The organism is Taibaiella koreensis (genome assembly GCF_003545715.1).
Lineage (GTDB): Bacteria > Bacteroidota > Bacteroidia > Chitinophagales > Chitinophagaceae > Taibaiella > Taibaiella koreensis.
The window spans coordinates 29,387-46,809 of record NZ_QVNU01000009.1; the positions used below are offsets into that span (position 1 = coordinate 29,387).

The following is a 17,423-nucleotide window of genomic DNA, read 5'->3' on the forward strand; positions in this document are numbered from 1 at the left end:
ATGCGACTATCCACTGTTTGCCTACTTTTGGCCGGTCTAATTCTAATTTCTTTTAAAGGAAAAGGACACTTAAGTACTGTTTCGTTCAAAATAAAGAATGACACGCTTTCATTAAAGAATGGAAGCACCTCACTTCAATATCAAATCTCTTTTACAAATAATACGAAAAAAAATATCGAGTTCCCTAACCACTTGAGGGCTGCTTATGAGGACAATTTGACAAACGATTATTATCTCATTATCCACAAGATAGGCGATACTACCCGCTCTCAGGAGCCTTTCGAGCGAATGTCATATTTTGAAGCTTTTAACCCTGGCCCGTTTTTAAATATTAAGCCTTCTCAGAGACACACCAAGGAATTTGCTACCAACTTTTATCCAATAGAAGTTCCGGGAATCTATATCGTCCAGTTTGTTTTCGCAAATGATCTTTCCTTTCTTGGGAAAAGTAATTTGGATACCCTTGTTGTTTTGCCATAACTACCAGAGTTAGTTTTTCGATGGAGTCAGTCTATTGCTATATAGGATTAGCAATTGCTGCTTCTATATAACTATGAAGTGGATTCCACAACAAAGCTGTTTTTCGTTGACGTCGATTTACCACAGTTATTGTACGGTAAGTGCCCCGGCAAGCGCCCTCATGTATGTGTATCGATTTTCGTAATGCTGTCGATCAACGATTATCAGATCGCCTGGAAGCGATACCGCGGCAATTGGTTAACAGATTGAACCCCAAAACTATTTAAGAAATGGCAAGAAATATGCGAATCACCGGCATTCTTATTTTAGCCTTGGCTTTCTTTTTATCGTTTAGAGGAAGAGAAAGCTTGTCCGCTGTTTCATTCAAATTAAAAAATGACACCCTAAATTTAAAAAGTGGGAGAACCGTGCTCGAATATCAAGTTTCTTTTATTAATAAAGTCAAAAAGGCTATCCGGTTTCCCAAATACTTGGCAACAGGTTATGAGAATGATTTACTAAATGATTACTATTTCGTCATCCAAAAGATAGATGGTACTTCTAGATCGCCAGAGCCATTTGAACGAGTGTCGTATGTTGAAGGCCTTAACCCTGGTCCGTTTTTAAATATTAGGCCTTCACAAAAGCATACCCATGTTGATGCGACCAATTTATATCAATTACAACATCCAGGTGTATTTACAATTCAATTTGTCTTTGCAAATGATCTGTCCTTTCTTGGGAAAAGCAATCTAGATACGCTCGTGGTGTTGCCCTAAACTCAGAAATGGAAGATACACTTTAATCACCTTGTTGAATGGAAAGCTATTCCTAACGCTAAACAAACCCCATGAAAAACCTGAGTATATTAAAGTCCTTAACGGCGATAGGATTATTGGCAATTACTATTATTAGCCAATCCTGCCAAAAATCACCTTTGAGCGAGACACAAACAAAAGCATCACAGCCCGCTCACGCAATGCTATTCAGCGTGACAGATCCTAACTTCGTGACAGTGGACGATGCAGCTGACATAGCACAATGGATCACACACGATCTATTTATGGGTGGCGAGAATAAAATAACCAAACGGCAGATCGCCTCAACCATAACGTTCAACAATGAAGACGGTATTCCGACGATGTACCTGTTCAATATGGTTCACCACGACAAGTGCCGTGATCGATGCCATACGAAAAGAGGAAATTACGGATGACATTGATGGCAACCGTTCGTCATGGCTGCAAATAGGCCTGCGGGCACCGGCTGTTTACGACAACAGGGTTCTTAATCTGCTCAGAACGATAGAACGCCTGTCTATATGCGCACCCGACGTTATAGGCTTTAAAGGTCCATGGCTCAATAATAATTGGGGGCAGCAATGCACTTATAACAACCTTATTCCTGTTGGGGGGTGCACAGAAGATTGTGGCAGAGCGCCCACCGGTTGTGTAGCCACAGCTGGAGCCATTCTTGCCCATTTTTGGGCTGCTCCCAGTACGGTATATAACTATAATTATGCCGCTATGAATCGCAATGCTGGAGATACGGGTGTACAGCGCCTCATGCTTAATGTTGGTCAGACGGTGAATATGAATTGGGCTTGCGGTGGATCCGATGCGAAGACCAAAGACCTGAGGAACTTCTTTGGAAATTATCTTTATTACGGAGCATTCGGTGAGTATGATGATTATGACAACAACGCAGGCCGCTGGACAATAAAAGCCGATATAGACGCCGGCAGGCCTGTAATATTGGATGGCTGTACACAACAGGTCAATTGGTTACAGCTTCATTTTAAGCATGGCAAATGCCACACCTGGCTTTGTGACGGCTACAGAGTGTCTGCTAATCCCTGCCGTAGTACGAGCTTTCACTTGCATATGAATTGGGGATGGGACGGCAATGAAAACGGGTTCTATTTCCAGACGGGCAATTGGGCTACCGATGCTGCTTATCAATATTCAAGAAGCATTCTCCATAATGTCCATCCATAATTCCATAACAATGAGAAAATCAATCTCGGGAGTAGTTATTTCTTTATGCCTTGTTTTTGTCGCATGTAAGGCGAAACGTGTTCCTGCTCTTCCACCTAATGTCTTGTTTTTTCAAATTAAACTGGATGGACAGATTTTAGATGACTCGATACTAGCTAAGGTTAAACTCTTTTATTATGATAAAAATGGCAATCGGATTGATAGCCTGCCCTGGAATTATGATGATAGAACGTTTCTCTTTCCAGCTTCAAGGAGCTCGGGTGGCTTGGATGGAAAAGGCGTATTGTGCAGTGGATACATCGCCAGATACATTATTCGCGGCGAGGGTGTCAACACCATGTATTTGGAATATCCCAACGCCGATATCGACACGTTATACGTAGAAGTCGCAGATATCGGCAGCGAAGCTGGCGCAAGAGACCGTTGCTATTGTGATAATCCCTTTACCATAGTTCGTTTCAACGGAAAAGATGCTCCCGAAACCACCGACATCCATACGGACAATGGCAAGCCTATTTACCTGTTCTCGAAATAAATAAAGCTGACTATCCCGATATTGGAAACATTAGTCAAATTCGTTTTGATAACGGTGCTGAGCCCGTCGAAGCACCATTTGTAGCCGTCTTTTCGACGGGATGGTAACATAAATAAATCCATGCTCCCGGGGACATATCACCCAATAATGTTTAAAACGACAATTAATACTCATCTCTAAAACAAACCTGAAATACGATGAACTTGAAAAGGCTTTACACACTTTTACTTTTAGCTGCTGCGACCAATTTATCTTATGCAAAGGATAATAGCCGCTTTTACGTCAATTTGAGCGGTGAATATGCTATCCCGGTTTTGGGCAACAGGGGTTTTGAAGATCAATATATCCAAACTTATCTGGCGCCATCGGCGGGCGGCAACCCGGTCTCATTGAGCAGCACAACCAAAAAGACCTCTTTTGCAGCGGGCTACTGGATCAACGGCAGCATCGGCTATTGTATCAGCCCCAACCTGGCTTTTGACCTGGGCATACAAATCGGCCTGTCGAAAAGTAAAAAGACCTACAGGGAAACGCTCGAGGAATTCGGAGACCTGTTTACCAGCACAACCCATGTTGGTAATCTGCTGCTTTTGTCGCCGGCGATCAAATACCGATACCCCCTGGGAACAAACTTTTTTATTCATGCAAAAGCAGGCCTGGCTTTACCCCTCGGGGCAAAATTTTATATCGAGGACCTGGCATACCCTAACAGGCTGACCAATGCTGAAGTAAAAACGAGATTTTCTTTGGGATTCACCTCCGGGATCGGAGGCGAGTACCGGATTGTCAAGCACCTGTGGGCCTTGGCTGAGATCAATGTTACGGCTCTCAATCTGGATGCAAAGCAAAAAACGATCGTGTCTTATTCGGAGGACGGACAAGACCTGTTGAATAAGATCCCTGAGGAGCAGCGTACGACGTATTATGAAAACGATGTACAGTATAATCTTGGCTTCACTCAGGGACGCAGGAATGTCCAACAGCCGTTTGAGATACCCTTAAGCCGGCTGGGCCTTAGGCTTGGTCTTTCCTATTACTTTTGACCGTAGCCTGGCCCGAACGCCCCGGGATCAGCGTCGGGCATTTTCCCCAAAAAGGGCCGGCCCAGGTGAATAACCCCGAATGCTTTGTTAGCGCGCTCGAGGCGCAAAGGCACTAGATTGTATTGCCCACGGCGGCGCGGCGTAACTATGGACGATGATCTGTTTATGATCCTTTTGTGCCGTTGTGTCTCCATGAGCAAAATAACCGCATGAACAGGCACATCCTATAGCACGCACACTGTCATCCTGATCGAAGCTTGCGCAGCATGTGCAGAGAAGGATCCCGGGTATTTATAGCGCGCAAACGCACATACTATGTTTAAAGCGTCCCTCTTTGTACCATTGTGCCTCTGTGAGCAAAATAACCGCATGAACAGGCGCATCCTATAGCACGCACACTGCATCCTGATCGAAGCTTGCGCAGCATGTGCAGAGAAGGATCCCGGGTATTTATAGCGCGCAAACGCACATACTATGTTTAAAGCGTCCCTCTTTGTACCATTGTGCCTCTGTGAGCAAAATAACCGCATGAACAGGCGCATGCGTGGCATGTGCGCGGGGCAATGGCATCAAAATTAAATATGCACAATTGGAAAGAATACTTAATTTGCATATTGTCTCATAATGAGTAGATAATACAGTAAAAGATGCCCGTTTTCCGTCAACACCATAGCCGCACTGTTTGTTACAGTGCGGATTGTTTACTATTATACTCATCCGATGCTCCGCGTTTTGATTATTGAGGATAATCTCCCGATCAGGAATGCGCTTTTGTCGATGATGGGGAAGCCGCCCGGGGTTTTCGTCGCGGGCACTTGCAGCACTGTCGCTGCTGCCCGGGTATTGTTGACGACTACCGCTCCCGATCTGGTTCTGCTTGATATTGAGCTGGAGGATGGTACTGCCTTCGACCTGCTCTCGGGCTTACCGGAGATCAGCTTTAAGATCATTTTCATCACTGCCTACAATGAGCATGCGATCAAAGCAGTGAAGCTCGGCGCGCTGGACTACCTGCTGAAGCCAATAGATGAGGCGGAGCTGATGGCCGCCCTGGAAAAAGCGGGCGGCGCTCCCCGGCAATCGGGCGACCAGATATCGGTCGCCCACCAGCATATGATGAGCGCTGATGGCTGCGACCGCATTGTCTTAAAAGAACACAATATCATACGGGTCGTACCACGCAAAGAAGTCTTATACTGCCAGAGCAACAACGGCTATACCTTGTTCTTTCTTACTGACGGTAGGAAGATCACCGTTTCGAGGTCGGTAAAGGAATATGAAAAATTGCTACCGTCCTTTTCTTTCATCCGCGTCCACAATTCCTATATCGTCAATCTCGAACACGTGGAATTGTATCACCGTGAGGGCTACCTCGTTTTAAAAGGTGGCATCGAAGTACCCGTATCCACGCGAAAGCGGGAAGAGGTGATTAAAGTGCTCACGCACCATTGAAAAAATGCGTTTCTTAGCACATTTTCCTTTACAACGACCTTTCTTATTGCCGCCTCCAGGTTTATGAATGCCGTAAACAAAAGTATTCCGCATCTTCTTCTTCGCTCACAACGGCACTACGGCTTCTTTTAATCGTGCCTGGCGTCCTGGTGTCTTGATTTGGTTCATTAAGGAAATACTACTGTGACGCCCGCAGATCTCCGTATGGCAATGTGGTGTCTACAGTAAGGCCTTACCTCATTTCTACAGTTCACATTGTTACCCGGGTTGCAGCTTGCCTAAGGGATTTTGAGTGCTTTATCCCGTTGATCCCTTGTATACCATATGGCTCAAAAGGCATTGCAAGGGTAAACCCGCCTTTTCAGCTTCACAGGGCTATCACAAAATAACAGGCCAGGCTACGGCGGATCGCTATACCCAGGGTAAAGCATTACCAGCAACGCTCATGCCTATACTCCCGGGTAAACAGCCTCGCGATTTCCCCGGAAAAACCAGCAGAAAACGATTGGCAGCCACCGGAAAACGATCGGGACTATCGCTATCAGAGCGGTAGTAATAGGTTTGCTATGGTCCCGGGGCCAGGTCATCCGGGGCCGGCCATCACCCGATCATAAATACCAAAACATATCGCCTATGATGAAAAAGCCCGCTTAAGCATCCTTGCGTTGGCCCGGCCATATCTCATCTCCGGTAATGCCCATAGACCTGGCTGGCCTTAGTACGGCCGGCGTAGTATATTCCTTGGACAGACAGCGATGAGCCTTGAAAGGCTTCGGGCCGCGCCCGACACAGGCATTGCCTGCAGTGACACGCCATTTATTTTCACATCAACTAACATCATTCAAAATGAAGAACTTTTTCAAATTCACTATTTCTATTCTGACTATCGTTTCGGCTGGCCATACTTATGCGCAGCAGCTAGGCGGCCCCGACCAGCTGGGGAATTATTATACAGACAACGGATTGATCACACTGAAATCCTGGGCGGCCCGGACAGCCATCGGCGCCAGCTGGGGTGGGGACAATACCTTGTATGGTACCGGATACATAGGCTTCAATATCGCTCATGACGGGAACCTCCAGAAGCCCTGGACCTATCTGGGCGACGGCGGGGAAAGCAATGGCGGCCAGGTTATTTATGGCGATATAGGCGGTAACCTGTCCTTTGCTACAAGGTATAAAACAGGCGGCACGCCCGGCAACCTGTCCAATGACGACATACGCAGCCTTACCAGGATGCGGATCGGCGGCGACGGAAAAGTAACTATCGGCTCTTCTTTCATTACTCAGAATATACCTACACCGGGCGACTATAAGTTGTATGTTGAATCGGGTATCCTTACCGAAAGGGTACGGGTAGCGGTAATGAATACAGCCGACTGGGCAGACTATGTATTTGGCAAGGATTACAAAATGCGCACGCTTCCCCAACTGGAACAATTCATTCAGCAGAACAAACATTTGCCGGATGTCCCCTCTGCAGCAGAAGCGGTAGCGCAAGGAATTGACCTGCAGAAAATGGATGCCCGGCTGCTCCAGAAAGTCGAAGAGCTGACGCTTTACATATTGCAGCAACAAAAGGAAATCGATGCCCTGAAAGTGCAGGCGGCACAGAATCGTTAATGAATAGCATTTGCCCCGGCGTATAGATACACGGCACAAATAAGGTAAGGCCTGACATAGCTATCTATGGATGGCAGGATGATAAGTTGGGATAGACCGGAGCAGCATAGCCCGCAGACAAGCTGGCGCCGGCAACGGCGTATGGACGCTCGCAGACAATAACAGGGACGCTGATCGTACCCTTGCCGGCTTTGTTATTCGTTTGATGCTTTGGCCTGGCCTCCGGGTAAAGAAGCAGGTTAGCCTCATCCGGTATAGGGCGAGGTGCTGTTCCTTATGGCTAAGAAATGTTACCGGCGCTATTCTGAGAAGGTACGCCTGCTGCGACAGCGCCCGGTACTATGGAAGGAAGCCACTACGCTTATCCTTACGCCGCCGATGTGTTTTCGCCGGTCAAATGCACGCATGATTACTTTTATCAGCACACATAATGTAAACGCTATGAAAAAATATATAATCCTTTTATTGGGTATACTGACTGCGCAAAATTTGTCGGCGCAGCGGGTCACATCTTATACCCAGACCCAATACCGGAACCTCGAAAAGTACTGGTGGTATCGCTACCGGCTCGTAAATGATTTTATGAAAATAGGGACCGCCTGCGGCGAAAGCATCCCTATGGAACATTGGAAATTCCGCGATAACGGTAAAAATGACAAAGCTTACTGGGGAGACGCTACGCAGCACTTGGGTAATTATATGAATGCACTGGCCGGCGAATGGCGTATCCTCCACGATTGCGGCTTAAGCACCCGCCGTACCGAAGAAGAATTGTATTATGCGCAGGTCGCCTTTGACCGGCTGGACAAGAAAGCTGAACCCGCCTGGCGCGATTACGACAGGGTTTATCCCTATTGCGGCACACCCGACCTTCCCGGGATCGAAAAGGATGACGATCTCAATGGCTTTTTTATCCGTGACGATGTGCCCAGCCTTCATACCAGCCAGGGCTCTATGGTCACTTTAAGCACCTTTGTGGAATACAATTGGAACCACTTTCACCGGCCGGGCTTTTACTACAATACGCCGCAGGTGGATATAGAGGAGGGCTTTGGCTCCCAAGCTACTGTTCCCGGGCATACAGCCCAAATGCCCAATGGCTATACGGCCGCCAACTGGCCCTGGGCGCGTGGTCCGGCCGAAGAGTCGCAGGACCAGATCGGCATGCTGTACAATGGGATGGGCATGACGGGTTGGCTGCTCGGAAGCAATGTCACCTATAATGGTACCAATCTGAGGGAGAACGCCCGTGAGCAATTGTACCGGATATTTGAATGGCCTGCTTTTAACGGCTGTCATACACATCCCGAGTTTACGGTGTGTAACCCGGTAACCAATCGCTGTGTGGGCGACCCTTCGTCCAACAATGCCTGCAATGCCGGCGGTGGACAGATATTCCTTCAGTCGGTAGGTGCTGTCGCGGGTTTGTCGCATATAGGCCTGGTCAATCGCGCCTACAGCTATCCGCATTCCTATGGACAAATGGTGAACACAACGGGAAATCCGGCGTGGGAAGCGGCTTACCAGCTGCTACAGGTGCCCAATGCTGCCCAGTTTGCCCAGGGAGGTTCCAATGAATTGTTCTACGCCAATACCTACAGCACCTTTGCGAACAACTGGAAGATCGGGTTTAAGTTGTTTGGGATCTTTGGTCCGACAATAACGCTGAAGAACACCACCAAGCAGAAGATCGCCAAGCACGGGTCGTCGCAGCAATGGGCCTGGCCCCATTTGCCGCTGGAGTGGCAGATCATTAATGGCCAGGGTCCCGGCAGTACGGTCTGGTTCAATGCGGAGGAGAAGGAGTATGGTCACAATGAAAGCTATGAACGCTTGCTGAGCGATGCTCCTTTCTGTGGTTGCCATTCCTACGATAAAGGTCATCAGTTCTATCGCAATAACACCACCACCGGCCCGGATTACGGCAAAGATGAAGACTTTTCGGGTCAGAATGCCTGGCAATGGTCCAATGCAAACCGGCTGCAGGATTTTGGCAAGCGTGGCGATGGCGGCCAGAACAGTGATTTTAATAACCTGGATTATATGGTGGTCTGGAACCTGTTTACCATCATACAAGGGGCAAAGTTGACGCCCGCGATGATGAATCCTTATTACAGGGAAGACTACTTTACCAATTATGGCGCTTATACCACAGGTTATGGATCACACCGCACACCGCTGAAGCTGAATTTCCTGGAATATTTAAGCATGAAGAACAGCATCTACATTCATGGCGATCTGAGAGTGCGCTGCGCAAAGGTAATCGATCTGAAGCCCGGCTTCCAGGCACACAAAGGAGCCACCTTTGAGGCCAAGGTCAAGGACTACCGGTGCCAGGAAGAAGGATATGTGTATGCCCTGGCAAAAGATGTACCGGTAGATCATACGGTAGGCAATAAGGGAACCGGAGATAGTTTTGGCGGAGAAGCGACTCCGGCGGAAGGAACCGGTACGGACGAAGATGGCTATACCCCGCTTGATTTTCCGCCGGATGGCGTGCCGTTGACCATCGCCGTTGACTCAGAGCAGTATTACGGTAATGCGCCGGTAGATGACAGTATCCAGATTACCGAGGAGGATGAGCAAAACTGGTTCAATTCCCTGAGAGATTCTGTCAATGCCTCGGGCGATCCTGATCTGATCGAATATGTGGAGCATTTCCTCGCGAATTCGGAGTCGGATTACGGCGAAAGGCCGGCCAATCCGGGTAGCAATACGCCTTCGATCGCTGCCGGACAAGTCCAGCTTTATCCCAATCCTACCAATGGTGAATTCACTATCCTGGTTAAGGGTAAGGGGCAGTACAGCATGGCTGTATACAACACGGTAGGCAGTATCGTCCTGACAAGCACTATAGATGGGTTCAGCAGCACGAAATTCAAGCTGCCGGACGAGCTGCCGCAAGGTACTTATGCTGTCGTCATTAGATCTGAAACAAACGATCAGGTGTTTAAGAAGATCACCCTGATCCGTTAGGTACACTGAGCGCTTGCCCGCCTGCATGTGAGGCTGTTCCGCATATAAGCTGCGTGAACAGCCTCTTTTTGTACACAGGCTATTGGTCTGTTTTTTTTATGTATATTGATTTAATCGTTTCCATTAGCCGATTTGTCGATTTTAGTATATTGTACCGTTCGTAAGGAAAATGATACCGTTCGTAAAGAAATCTATGATGCTTTACGCCTTTCTACGTTACTTCATTAATGGATATATGGCATATATCCAGGCAACCAAACACCAAAATAGAATCTATGAAACAATCATTATCCTTAAGGGTGCTGCCCCGCACCTTCACCACGGTAGTACAGACCGGCACATGCCCTGTACACCGGTACGACCCGTACAGTTTACCCATAACATACAAATTTCTACCAGGGTAACCCGGTTACCCCAGCGCTTTCGCATGCACCTGCGAAACCTCATGTGCTTCTCTCCGCGTATTCACGGTAAGCAGTTTCTTCTACTGAATATCACACGCACTATTCCGGAGAAGCCTTGTATGGTAAGCGCTAATAGCAACTATACCTATCCAGTATTGCTGGCGGCTTGTTCCTACCCGGTTTATAGCGCCTGACGGTTGTTGTAGTATTTCGATTGCGATACTGCATGCAGCTCATCACGACGCAGCATTTCCGGTTTGGAAAGCTTATCGCCACTGCTGACAAAGTACGGCTCATGGCCGGTGGTCTTGTTTTGCGACGAGCAGCCTTCCTATGCCAACACTTCGCGGAGATGTCGTTTGGACAATGTATCCGGGGGCAATATCCATTGTCGCAAGTGTATCCGTTTACGCGATTCTTATTTCAGCTTAATTCATTTTTAAACCTGTTCTTTAACCTTTAAAATTTTATTGACAACATGAAAAAACTAGTAATGGTCGCCTGCTGCTCCTTACTGGCGCTTAGTTCCAGGGCCGCATTATTCATTACCAACAACACCGGTTGCGATGTGTATGTGCTTATCCAGGCCCACGATGCAAATCATGGTACCTGCCTCATGCAATCCAATCGCTTTCTTGTAGCTGCCGGCACCTCGCAGGCCTACAACAATGTGACTTCGCTGAATACAAGCCCGGGCTGGCAGAACGGACCCGCAGTAGTTGCCGGTAGTGGCTGGGATTCGGCACTTTTCGGAGGCGCCAGCCTGGGCGGCAACCTGGGACCCAACTGCGGCGGCACGACATCTATAACCATTGTTAACGGTTGCGGTACTTCTACGGTACAGGCCGACTGGACTGCCATTGGCGCAAATACGCTCATCGATTTCAACTAAGCCCAAATCATTTTTCATTCAACCACCAAATCAAAACTTATGAAAAAACTGATCCTTGCCGCTTCTCTCCTGGTACTTGGCGCACAGGCTAAGGCTGCTTTGTTCATCAATAATAACAGCAGCTGCACCTTCAACATCACCATGTTCGCCTTCGATCCAACCCATGCCGGATGCTGGGCATTGCAGAGTAATGTCATTTCCGTAACGTCTAACAATTCGACTTCCTACAATTCGGTAGCGAGCCTCAATACGATGTCGCCGCTCTGGTTTGGCGGGGCTATAGCCTCTACCGCCGGCGGTCCGACTACCTGGGGCTGGAATGCCGGTAAGTTCTTCTTCTCCGGTGGCGGCGGTGGCGGTGCTACCGTAGGGCTTACCAGCTGCGGCCTGCCGCAAACCGCTACGATACCCAATCCTTGCGGCGGTACGGTAACGGTAACCTGGACGCCTTTGTCCGGCAGCAACAACATTCTTATAGAAGCCAACTAAGCCGTTCCGGTAACATCGTTTCAGGTCATTGATTCCATTTTAAACCAAAACCAATACTTATGAAAAAACTGATCCTTGCTGCCTCGCTGCTTGCGTTTGGCGCCCAGGCGAAGGCTGCCCTGTTTATCAATAACAACACTAACTGCACATTAAATGTCACTATGTTCGCTTTTGATCCGGCCCATGCCGGATGTGGCGGCTTACAGAGCAGTTTGATTACACTGGGGCCTTTTTCTTCCGTTTCTTATGCTACGGTGGCTACCCTGAATACGACACCGCCATTTTGGCTTGGCGGCACCATGGCTTCCACCGCCGGCGGACCGACCACCTGGGGCTGGACTACCGCTAAGACCTTCTTTACAGGTGGCGGAGGCGGTAGTGTAGGCCTCGCCAGCTGCGGGATCCCTGGTTCCGTTACAAGCGTAGCCTGTGGCAGCAGCGTAACGTTAACCTGGACCACATTGCCCGGTAGCAACAACATTCTTGTCGAAGCTAACTAACTGCCCCCGAAAGGTCGTTCCCGGTTATTAATTCTGTTTTAACCAAAAACCAATAGCAATGAAAAAACTAATCCTCTTTGCCTTCCTGGCAATGGCCGCTGTACCTAAAGGAAATGCGGCGCTCTTCATCAGCAACAATACCGACTGCCGTGTGGTTGTCCAGATCTATGCCCACGATATCACCCATGGCACCTGTGTGTTACAGTCCTGGCGTCTTGTGCTGGAAGCCTGGGAAAGTGCCTCCTATAACAACGTTGCCAGTATTAATACCGACCTGGGCTGGCTGAACGGACAGACTGCCGCGACAACCGGTGGTACTTCGGTATGGGGCTGGGATGGCGCCTTTTTCAACGGAAGCGGTGGCGGGGGTGTGGGCTATCCCGGCACCTGCTTTACTACCACTACGCTTACCGTACCCAATACCTGCCTGCCGGTAGCCAATGTAACCGCTACCTGGGGTCCTCTGGGTAGTAATACCATACTCGAATTCAATCCTTAATCAAATTAAAGCCAATTCTATGAAGACTTTGCTCATCGCCTTATTGTTGTCGCTGTCGGCCATCGGTGCCAAAGCCGCCCTGTTCATCACCAACAATACGAGCTGTATTATGATCGTAATGATATACGCCCACGACCAGAACCACGGTACCTGCGGCTTGGAATCGGGCCGGCTACAGATCAATCCCGGCGGATCTGCAGCGTTCAATAACGTGGCTACTATCAATACCACAAACCCTTTCTGGCAGAACGGCCAGACGGCTACGACAGCCGGTGGCACTACGGTATGGGGCTGGGACGCGGCTATCGTCAACAATGGCGGTCCGATGTGGGCGCAAATAGGCAATCCGGGCAGCTGTTTCCCAACGGCCTCGGTCGCTACGCTGAATGCCTGTGGAACCAACACCGTAACAGCAGACTGGATGGTCATGGGTGGTAATACCTTCATCGATATTAATTAATCGGAAACCGGCTATTCATTCAAATCATTTATTCCTTTCAAAATCATCTTTATGAAAAAACTGATTCTTGCCGCTTCGCTCCTGGCGCTCGGCGCCCAGGCTAAGGCCGCCCTGTTCCTCAACAACAATACCAATTGCTCCGTAATTGTCCAGGTCTATGCACATGATCTGAACCACGGCACCTGCGGCTTGCTCTCCGGCCGTATTGTTGTAGCACCCATGTCGGCCGTTTCATTCAATAATGTAACCAACCTCAATACGACGCCGGGCTGGCTGGGGCAAACTGCCGTAACCACCGGTGGTACGACAGTTTGGGGCTGGGATGGCATTACATTCAACGGCTCCGGCGGCGGCCCTATCGGTAATACGACCGCCTGCTTTACGACCGATAACCTGACGGTACCCAATGGCTGCATACCGGTAGCGAATGTGACGGCTACCTGGACTGCGGTCAGCAGTAGTACTGCGGTAGTGGACTTTAATTAATCTTCAGCCTGGTAAGGTACCTGCCTGAAAATTTTTCACACACATCAAATGCCTCTTATGAAAAAGCTATTTATTGCCTTAGCCTTGCTGCTGTCGGCCGCGGGCGCCAAAGCGGCCTTGTTCATCACGAACAATACCAGCTGCATCATGGTCGTGATCATCAATGCCCACGATGCGAACCATGGTATCTGCGGCCTGGCATCGGGCCGTCTCCAGCTGGCTCCGGGCTCATCTGCCGCCTTTAATAATGTGGCTACCCTCAATACCACGGCTCCGGGCTGGCAGAACAGCCAGACGGCTACCACGGCCGGTGGTACTACGGTATGGGGTTGGGACGCGGCCATTGTGACCAACGGCGGTATCATGTGGGCGCAGATCGGTAACACCGGCAGTTGCTCCCCTACGGCATCGGTTATTACGCCCAATGCCTGTAACGGTAACAGTGTAACGGCAGCCTGGTCGGTTCTCGGCGGCAATACCTTTATCGATATTAACTAAGCGGAACACCAATTATTTTTTTACCCCCAACGCTAAATTTTTAAAAGCACCCCTATGAAAAAACTACTTCTTGCTGCATCGCTTCTGGTACTCGGCGCTCAGGCCAAGGCCGCGTTGTTCATCAACAACAACACCAATTGCACTTTGAACATGACCATCTTTGCCTTCGACCCGACCCATACCGGATGCTGGGGACTGCAAAGCAACCTGATTGTTCTGGGACCTAATTCATCCGTTTCTTACAATTCGGTAGCCACCCTGAATACGACCTCGCCTTTCTGGTTTGGTGGTGCTACGGCTTCCACTGCCGGCGGAGCGGGCACCTGGGGCTGGAATGCCGGAAAATTCTTCTTTACCAGCGGCGGTGGCGCCAGCGTAGGGCTTACCAGCTGCGGACTTACCCAATCTGTTACGGTACCCAATGTATGCGGCAGCAGTTCGGTTGTCACCTGGCAGCCCCTTGGCAACAACATTATCATAGAAGCCAACTAGTATTTTTTGTCGTACAAGAGCAACCATGGGGGCGGTATACAGTTGCCGGTATATCGCTCCCTATATGGGGCATTTGCTGAAGAGAGGAAATCCTTGCCGGTCACGGCCGCAAAGCTTCCCCCCGATACACTATATGAAGTCATTTTCTGAAAAATAAAGATAGCATCTATGAAAAAAAAATTACTTGCTGCAGCATTACTTTCCCTTCTGGCGCCTGCTGCAAAGGCGGCCCTCTTCATCAACAATACCAGCAAGTGTACGGTGCAGGTGCGTGTTTACGCTCATAACGAAAATGGCAAAGCCTGCGAGCTGGAATCTAAGATAATGACCATTCCACCTATGGGCACGATAGCGCTTAACAATGCAGGGCTGGTAGATACCAAACCCGGCTGGGAAAAAGAGATGAAGATTTCAGGAGACCCCAAGGCTGCCGTATGGGACGCACTGAGCTTTCACAATGGCAGCAAGACACTGAAAGTAGGTGTTTCAGGGGGCTGCGCCACAGTCACCAATGGTATGATCAAGGATGCATGCGGCGCCGATCTGAATGTAAAATGGTCTGTCGCAGGACATAATATCCTGATCGAGCTATATAATTAACAGGCAGGGTAGTGTATCCCAATTGCCTTTTGGGGATTGCTATTGATCGCTAACCCATATACTTCACCTTATAAAAAAAAGAACGAATGTTAAAAAAACTATTCTTCCTTGTTGTGATGGCGTTGCTGGGCATCCAGGCCAATGCTGCGCTTATCATTACCAATAACAGCAATTGTACGATCCAGGTCAGGGTACGCGCGCATGATATCAATAATACCGGTGCTTGTGCGCTGCGGTCCAACCTGATTACGATAGCGCCAGGCGATTTTGAGATGTTTGCGAACGTCAGCAGCTTGAACACCGTTCCGGGTTGGCAAGGTGGCACTATGGCTACTACGGCAGGCGGCACTACCGCATGGGGCTGGGATGCCGTGGAATACAATGGCGTCACCAACCTGATCATTGGGCATCCGGGTACTTGTGCTATTGGTATCAGCGGCGCAGCCGAGGATCCCTGCGGCGCCGATGTGGGTGGCCATTTTTATGTGGTTGGCACCAATACCGTTGCCGACTTTTTCTATTGATGCTCGCTTTAGCGACACTCTCTTGATCCTAAAAAAAGTAACAACATGAAAAAGATCCTGATCCTGCTGCTGTTCTCGTTGGGTACCATGAGTGCAAAAGCTGCCCTGTTTCTTATAAACAACACGCCCTGTACGATCCCTGTTGTTGTCAAAGCGCATGACATTGCGCATACGATCTGCGGCCTGCAATCCAACACGATACTGTTACCTCCTGGTGCAGTGATTACTTTACAGGATGTAACCAGCCTGAACACCAGCCCCGGCTGGATGGGTAGTGCCCTTGCATCGACATCCGGCGGCACCGCAGCATGGGGCTGGGATGCAGTCGCTTTTACGTTTACCATGTTGAGTAGCCAGGTGGGACCGCCTACGGGTTGTGCATCCAGCTATTCCTTTACTGCTGCTAATGCCTGTTCCGGCAATCCGGTAACAGTTAACTGGGTTGTTATAGGCGCGAATTCCCTGGTAGAGTTTAATTAAACATTTTTTCTTAACCTTCAATAAAACCAAACATTTATGAAAAAACTATTCCCAAAGCTCTTCACCGCGTTCCTGCTGATGGCCGCTGCGCCCCAGGCCAAAGCTGCGTTGTTCATCAACAACAACACCGGTTGCGATATCACCATGGAGCTCTATGCGCATGATTTCAATCACGGTACCTGTGTGCTGCATTCCGGCTGGTTTGTGGTACCGGCGTACAATTCTGTAGCCTATAACAATGTGACCACGCTGAACTCTGGTACTCCTTCCTGGCTCAATGGTCCTGCCGTGCTTACCGGTGGTACTACCGTATGGGGCTGGGACGCCACCAAGTTCTACTTCGGCTTGGCAGGCGGCAGCGGTGTAGTAGGTGCTGCGGGAAGCTGCATTCCTAACGCGTCTACAGTGATACCCAACACATGCGGATCCAGTGTAACCGTTACCTGGGGCCCCTTTGGCAGCAATACGGTTATCGATATCAACTAAGCAGTAGCCTTACGTTATTTTAATCAATCTTAAAGCACATGATCATGAAACGTTTCCTTATTGTGGCCTTACTGGCCTTGCTGTCTTACGGCGCGCAGGCGGCCTTATTCATCAATAACAATACCACCTGCACCTTCCAGGGCTTTGTGGTAGCCTACGACATCAATACGCCGGGTTGTATTATGCATACCAACCCGATGACCATAGCACCAGGTACCTCTTACGCTTATAACAATGTCAGCTCGATGAATGTGGTTCCCGGCTGGGGTGGCGGCTATACGGCCACAACTACAGGCGGCGCCTGGGGCTGGCGTTCGTTCCTGTTCAATTTCCAGGGCAGCATGGTCGGCGGCCATGTGGGTGATCTTACCTGCACCACCACCAATACCATAACTGTTCCCAATGTATGCCTGGGCTCCGGTACGGTTACGGTTTCGTGGGGACCCCTTGCTTCGAATGTAGTTGTTGATATTAACTGATTTTCCTTTCGGGCGATTGCATGTCCGGTACCGATTTTTATTTTTTATT

General features: G+C 49.1%; 21 protein-coding genes. All 21 read left to right on the forward strand.

Annotated elements, in window-relative coordinates:
- The 21 genes from DZK30_RS23160 (at position 1) to DZK30_RS23275 (ending at position 17,374) form a co-directional block, all read left to right on the forward strand.
- Positions 1-480 (forward strand): hypothetical protein, encoded by a 480-nt coding sequence (locus DZK30_RS23160; RefSeq protein WP_162903374.1) that lies wholly within the window; start codon positions 1-3, stop codon positions 478-480.
- A gap of 269 nt (positions 481-749) precedes the next feature.
- Positions 750-1,238 carry a hypothetical protein gene (locus DZK30_RS23165; RefSeq protein WP_118976582.1) on the forward strand — a complete coding sequence of 163 codons (489 nt, stop codon included), beginning with the start codon at positions 750-752 and terminating at the stop codon, positions 1,236-1,238.
- Between the two features lie 342 nt (positions 1,239-1,580).
- Complete coding sequence (locus DZK30_RS23170; RefSeq protein ID WP_118976583.1) at positions 1,581-2,456, forward strand: C10 family peptidase; 876 nt, start codon at positions 1,581-1,583, stop codon at positions 2,454-2,456.
- A gap of 10 nt (positions 2,457-2,466) precedes the next feature.
- The gene (locus tag DZK30_RS23175; RefSeq protein WP_162903375.1) at positions 2,467-2,991 is read left to right on the forward strand and encodes a hypothetical protein; all 525 of its coding nucleotides are present in this window, start codon (positions 2,467-2,469) and stop codon (positions 2,989-2,991) included.
- Between the two features lie 197 nt (positions 2,992-3,188).
- Positions 3,189-4,034: an outer membrane beta-barrel protein gene (locus DZK30_RS23180; RefSeq protein WP_118976585.1), complete on the forward strand. Its 846-nt coding sequence runs from the start codon at positions 3,189-3,191 to the stop codon at positions 4,032-4,034.
- A 720-nt stretch (positions 4,035-4,754) separates the two neighbouring features.
- Complete coding sequence (locus DZK30_RS23190) at positions 4,755-5,486, forward strand: LytR/AlgR family response regulator transcription factor (protein WP_118976587.1); 732 nt, start codon at positions 4,755-4,757, stop codon at positions 5,484-5,486.
- An 846-nt stretch (positions 5,487-6,332) separates the two neighbouring features.
- Positions 6,333-7,109 carry a hypothetical protein gene (locus DZK30_RS23195; protein ID WP_118976588.1) on the forward strand — a complete coding sequence of 259 codons (777 nt, stop codon included), beginning with the start codon at positions 6,333-6,335 and terminating at the stop codon, positions 7,107-7,109.
- Positions 7,110-7,385: 276 nt separating this feature from the next.
- A complete protein-coding gene (locus DZK30_RS23200; RefSeq protein WP_118976589.1) occupies positions 7,386-10,085 on the forward strand; it encodes a T9SS type A sorting domain-containing protein in 2,700 nt (899 codons plus the stop codon).
- Positions 10,086-10,967: 882 nt separating this feature from the next.
- Complete coding sequence (locus DZK30_RS23215; RefSeq protein ID WP_162903377.1) at positions 10,968-11,381, forward strand: hypothetical protein; 414 nt, start codon at positions 10,968-10,970, stop codon at positions 11,379-11,381.
- 39 nt (positions 11,382-11,420) lie between these two features.
- A complete protein-coding gene (locus DZK30_RS23220) occupies positions 11,421-11,870 on the forward strand; it encodes a hypothetical protein (RefSeq protein ID WP_118976593.1) in 450 nt (149 codons plus the stop codon).
- Between the two features lie 59 nt (positions 11,871-11,929).
- Positions 11,930-12,370: a hypothetical protein gene (locus tag DZK30_RS23225; protein WP_118976594.1), complete on the forward strand. Its 441-nt coding sequence runs from the start codon at positions 11,930-11,932 to the stop codon at positions 12,368-12,370.
- Positions 12,371-12,428: 58 nt separating this feature from the next.
- Positions 12,429-12,869, forward strand: coding sequence for a hypothetical protein (locus DZK30_RS23230; protein ID WP_162903378.1), 441 nt, complete (start codon positions 12,429-12,431; stop codon positions 12,867-12,869).
- Between the two features lie 19 nt (positions 12,870-12,888).
- Positions 12,889-13,329 (forward strand): hypothetical protein, encoded by a 441-nt coding sequence (locus DZK30_RS23235; protein WP_162903379.1) that lies wholly within the window; start codon positions 12,889-12,891, stop codon positions 13,327-13,329.
- Between the two features lie 51 nt (positions 13,330-13,380).
- Positions 13,381-13,815, forward strand: a complete 435-nt coding sequence (locus DZK30_RS23240) for a hypothetical protein (RefSeq protein WP_118976597.1) — start codon at positions 13,381-13,383, stop codon at positions 13,813-13,815.
- A gap of 57 nt (positions 13,816-13,872) precedes the next feature.
- Positions 13,873-14,313, forward strand: a complete 441-nt coding sequence (locus tag DZK30_RS23245; protein ID WP_118976598.1) for a hypothetical protein — start codon at positions 13,873-13,875, stop codon at positions 14,311-14,313.
- 54 nt (positions 14,314-14,367) lie between these two features.
- On the forward strand, positions 14,368-14,805 hold the full coding sequence (locus tag DZK30_RS23250; RefSeq protein ID WP_118976599.1) for a hypothetical protein: 438 nt from the start codon (positions 14,368-14,370) through the stop codon (positions 14,803-14,805).
- 168 nt (positions 14,806-14,973) lie between these two features.
- On the forward strand, positions 14,974-15,405 hold the full coding sequence (locus DZK30_RS23255) for a hypothetical protein (protein ID WP_118976600.1): 432 nt from the start codon (positions 14,974-14,976) through the stop codon (positions 15,403-15,405).
- A gap of 86 nt (positions 15,406-15,491) precedes the next feature.
- Entirely contained in the window at positions 15,492-15,929 is a 438-nt protein-coding gene (locus DZK30_RS23260) for a hypothetical protein (protein WP_162903380.1), read from the forward strand.
- 45 nt (positions 15,930-15,974) lie between these two features.
- Positions 15,975-16,409, forward strand: a complete 435-nt coding sequence (locus DZK30_RS23265) for a hypothetical protein (RefSeq protein WP_118976602.1) — start codon at positions 15,975-15,977, stop codon at positions 16,407-16,409.
- Positions 16,410-16,445: 36 nt separating this feature from the next.
- The gene (locus DZK30_RS23270) at positions 16,446-16,895 is read left to right on the forward strand and encodes a hypothetical protein (protein ID WP_118976603.1); all 450 of its coding nucleotides are present in this window, start codon (positions 16,446-16,448) and stop codon (positions 16,893-16,895) included.
- A gap of 44 nt (positions 16,896-16,939) precedes the next feature.
- Positions 16,940-17,374, forward strand: coding sequence for a hypothetical protein (locus DZK30_RS23275; protein ID WP_162903381.1), 435 nt, complete (start codon positions 16,940-16,942; stop codon positions 17,372-17,374).
- Positions 17,375-17,423 lie beyond the last annotated feature (49 nt).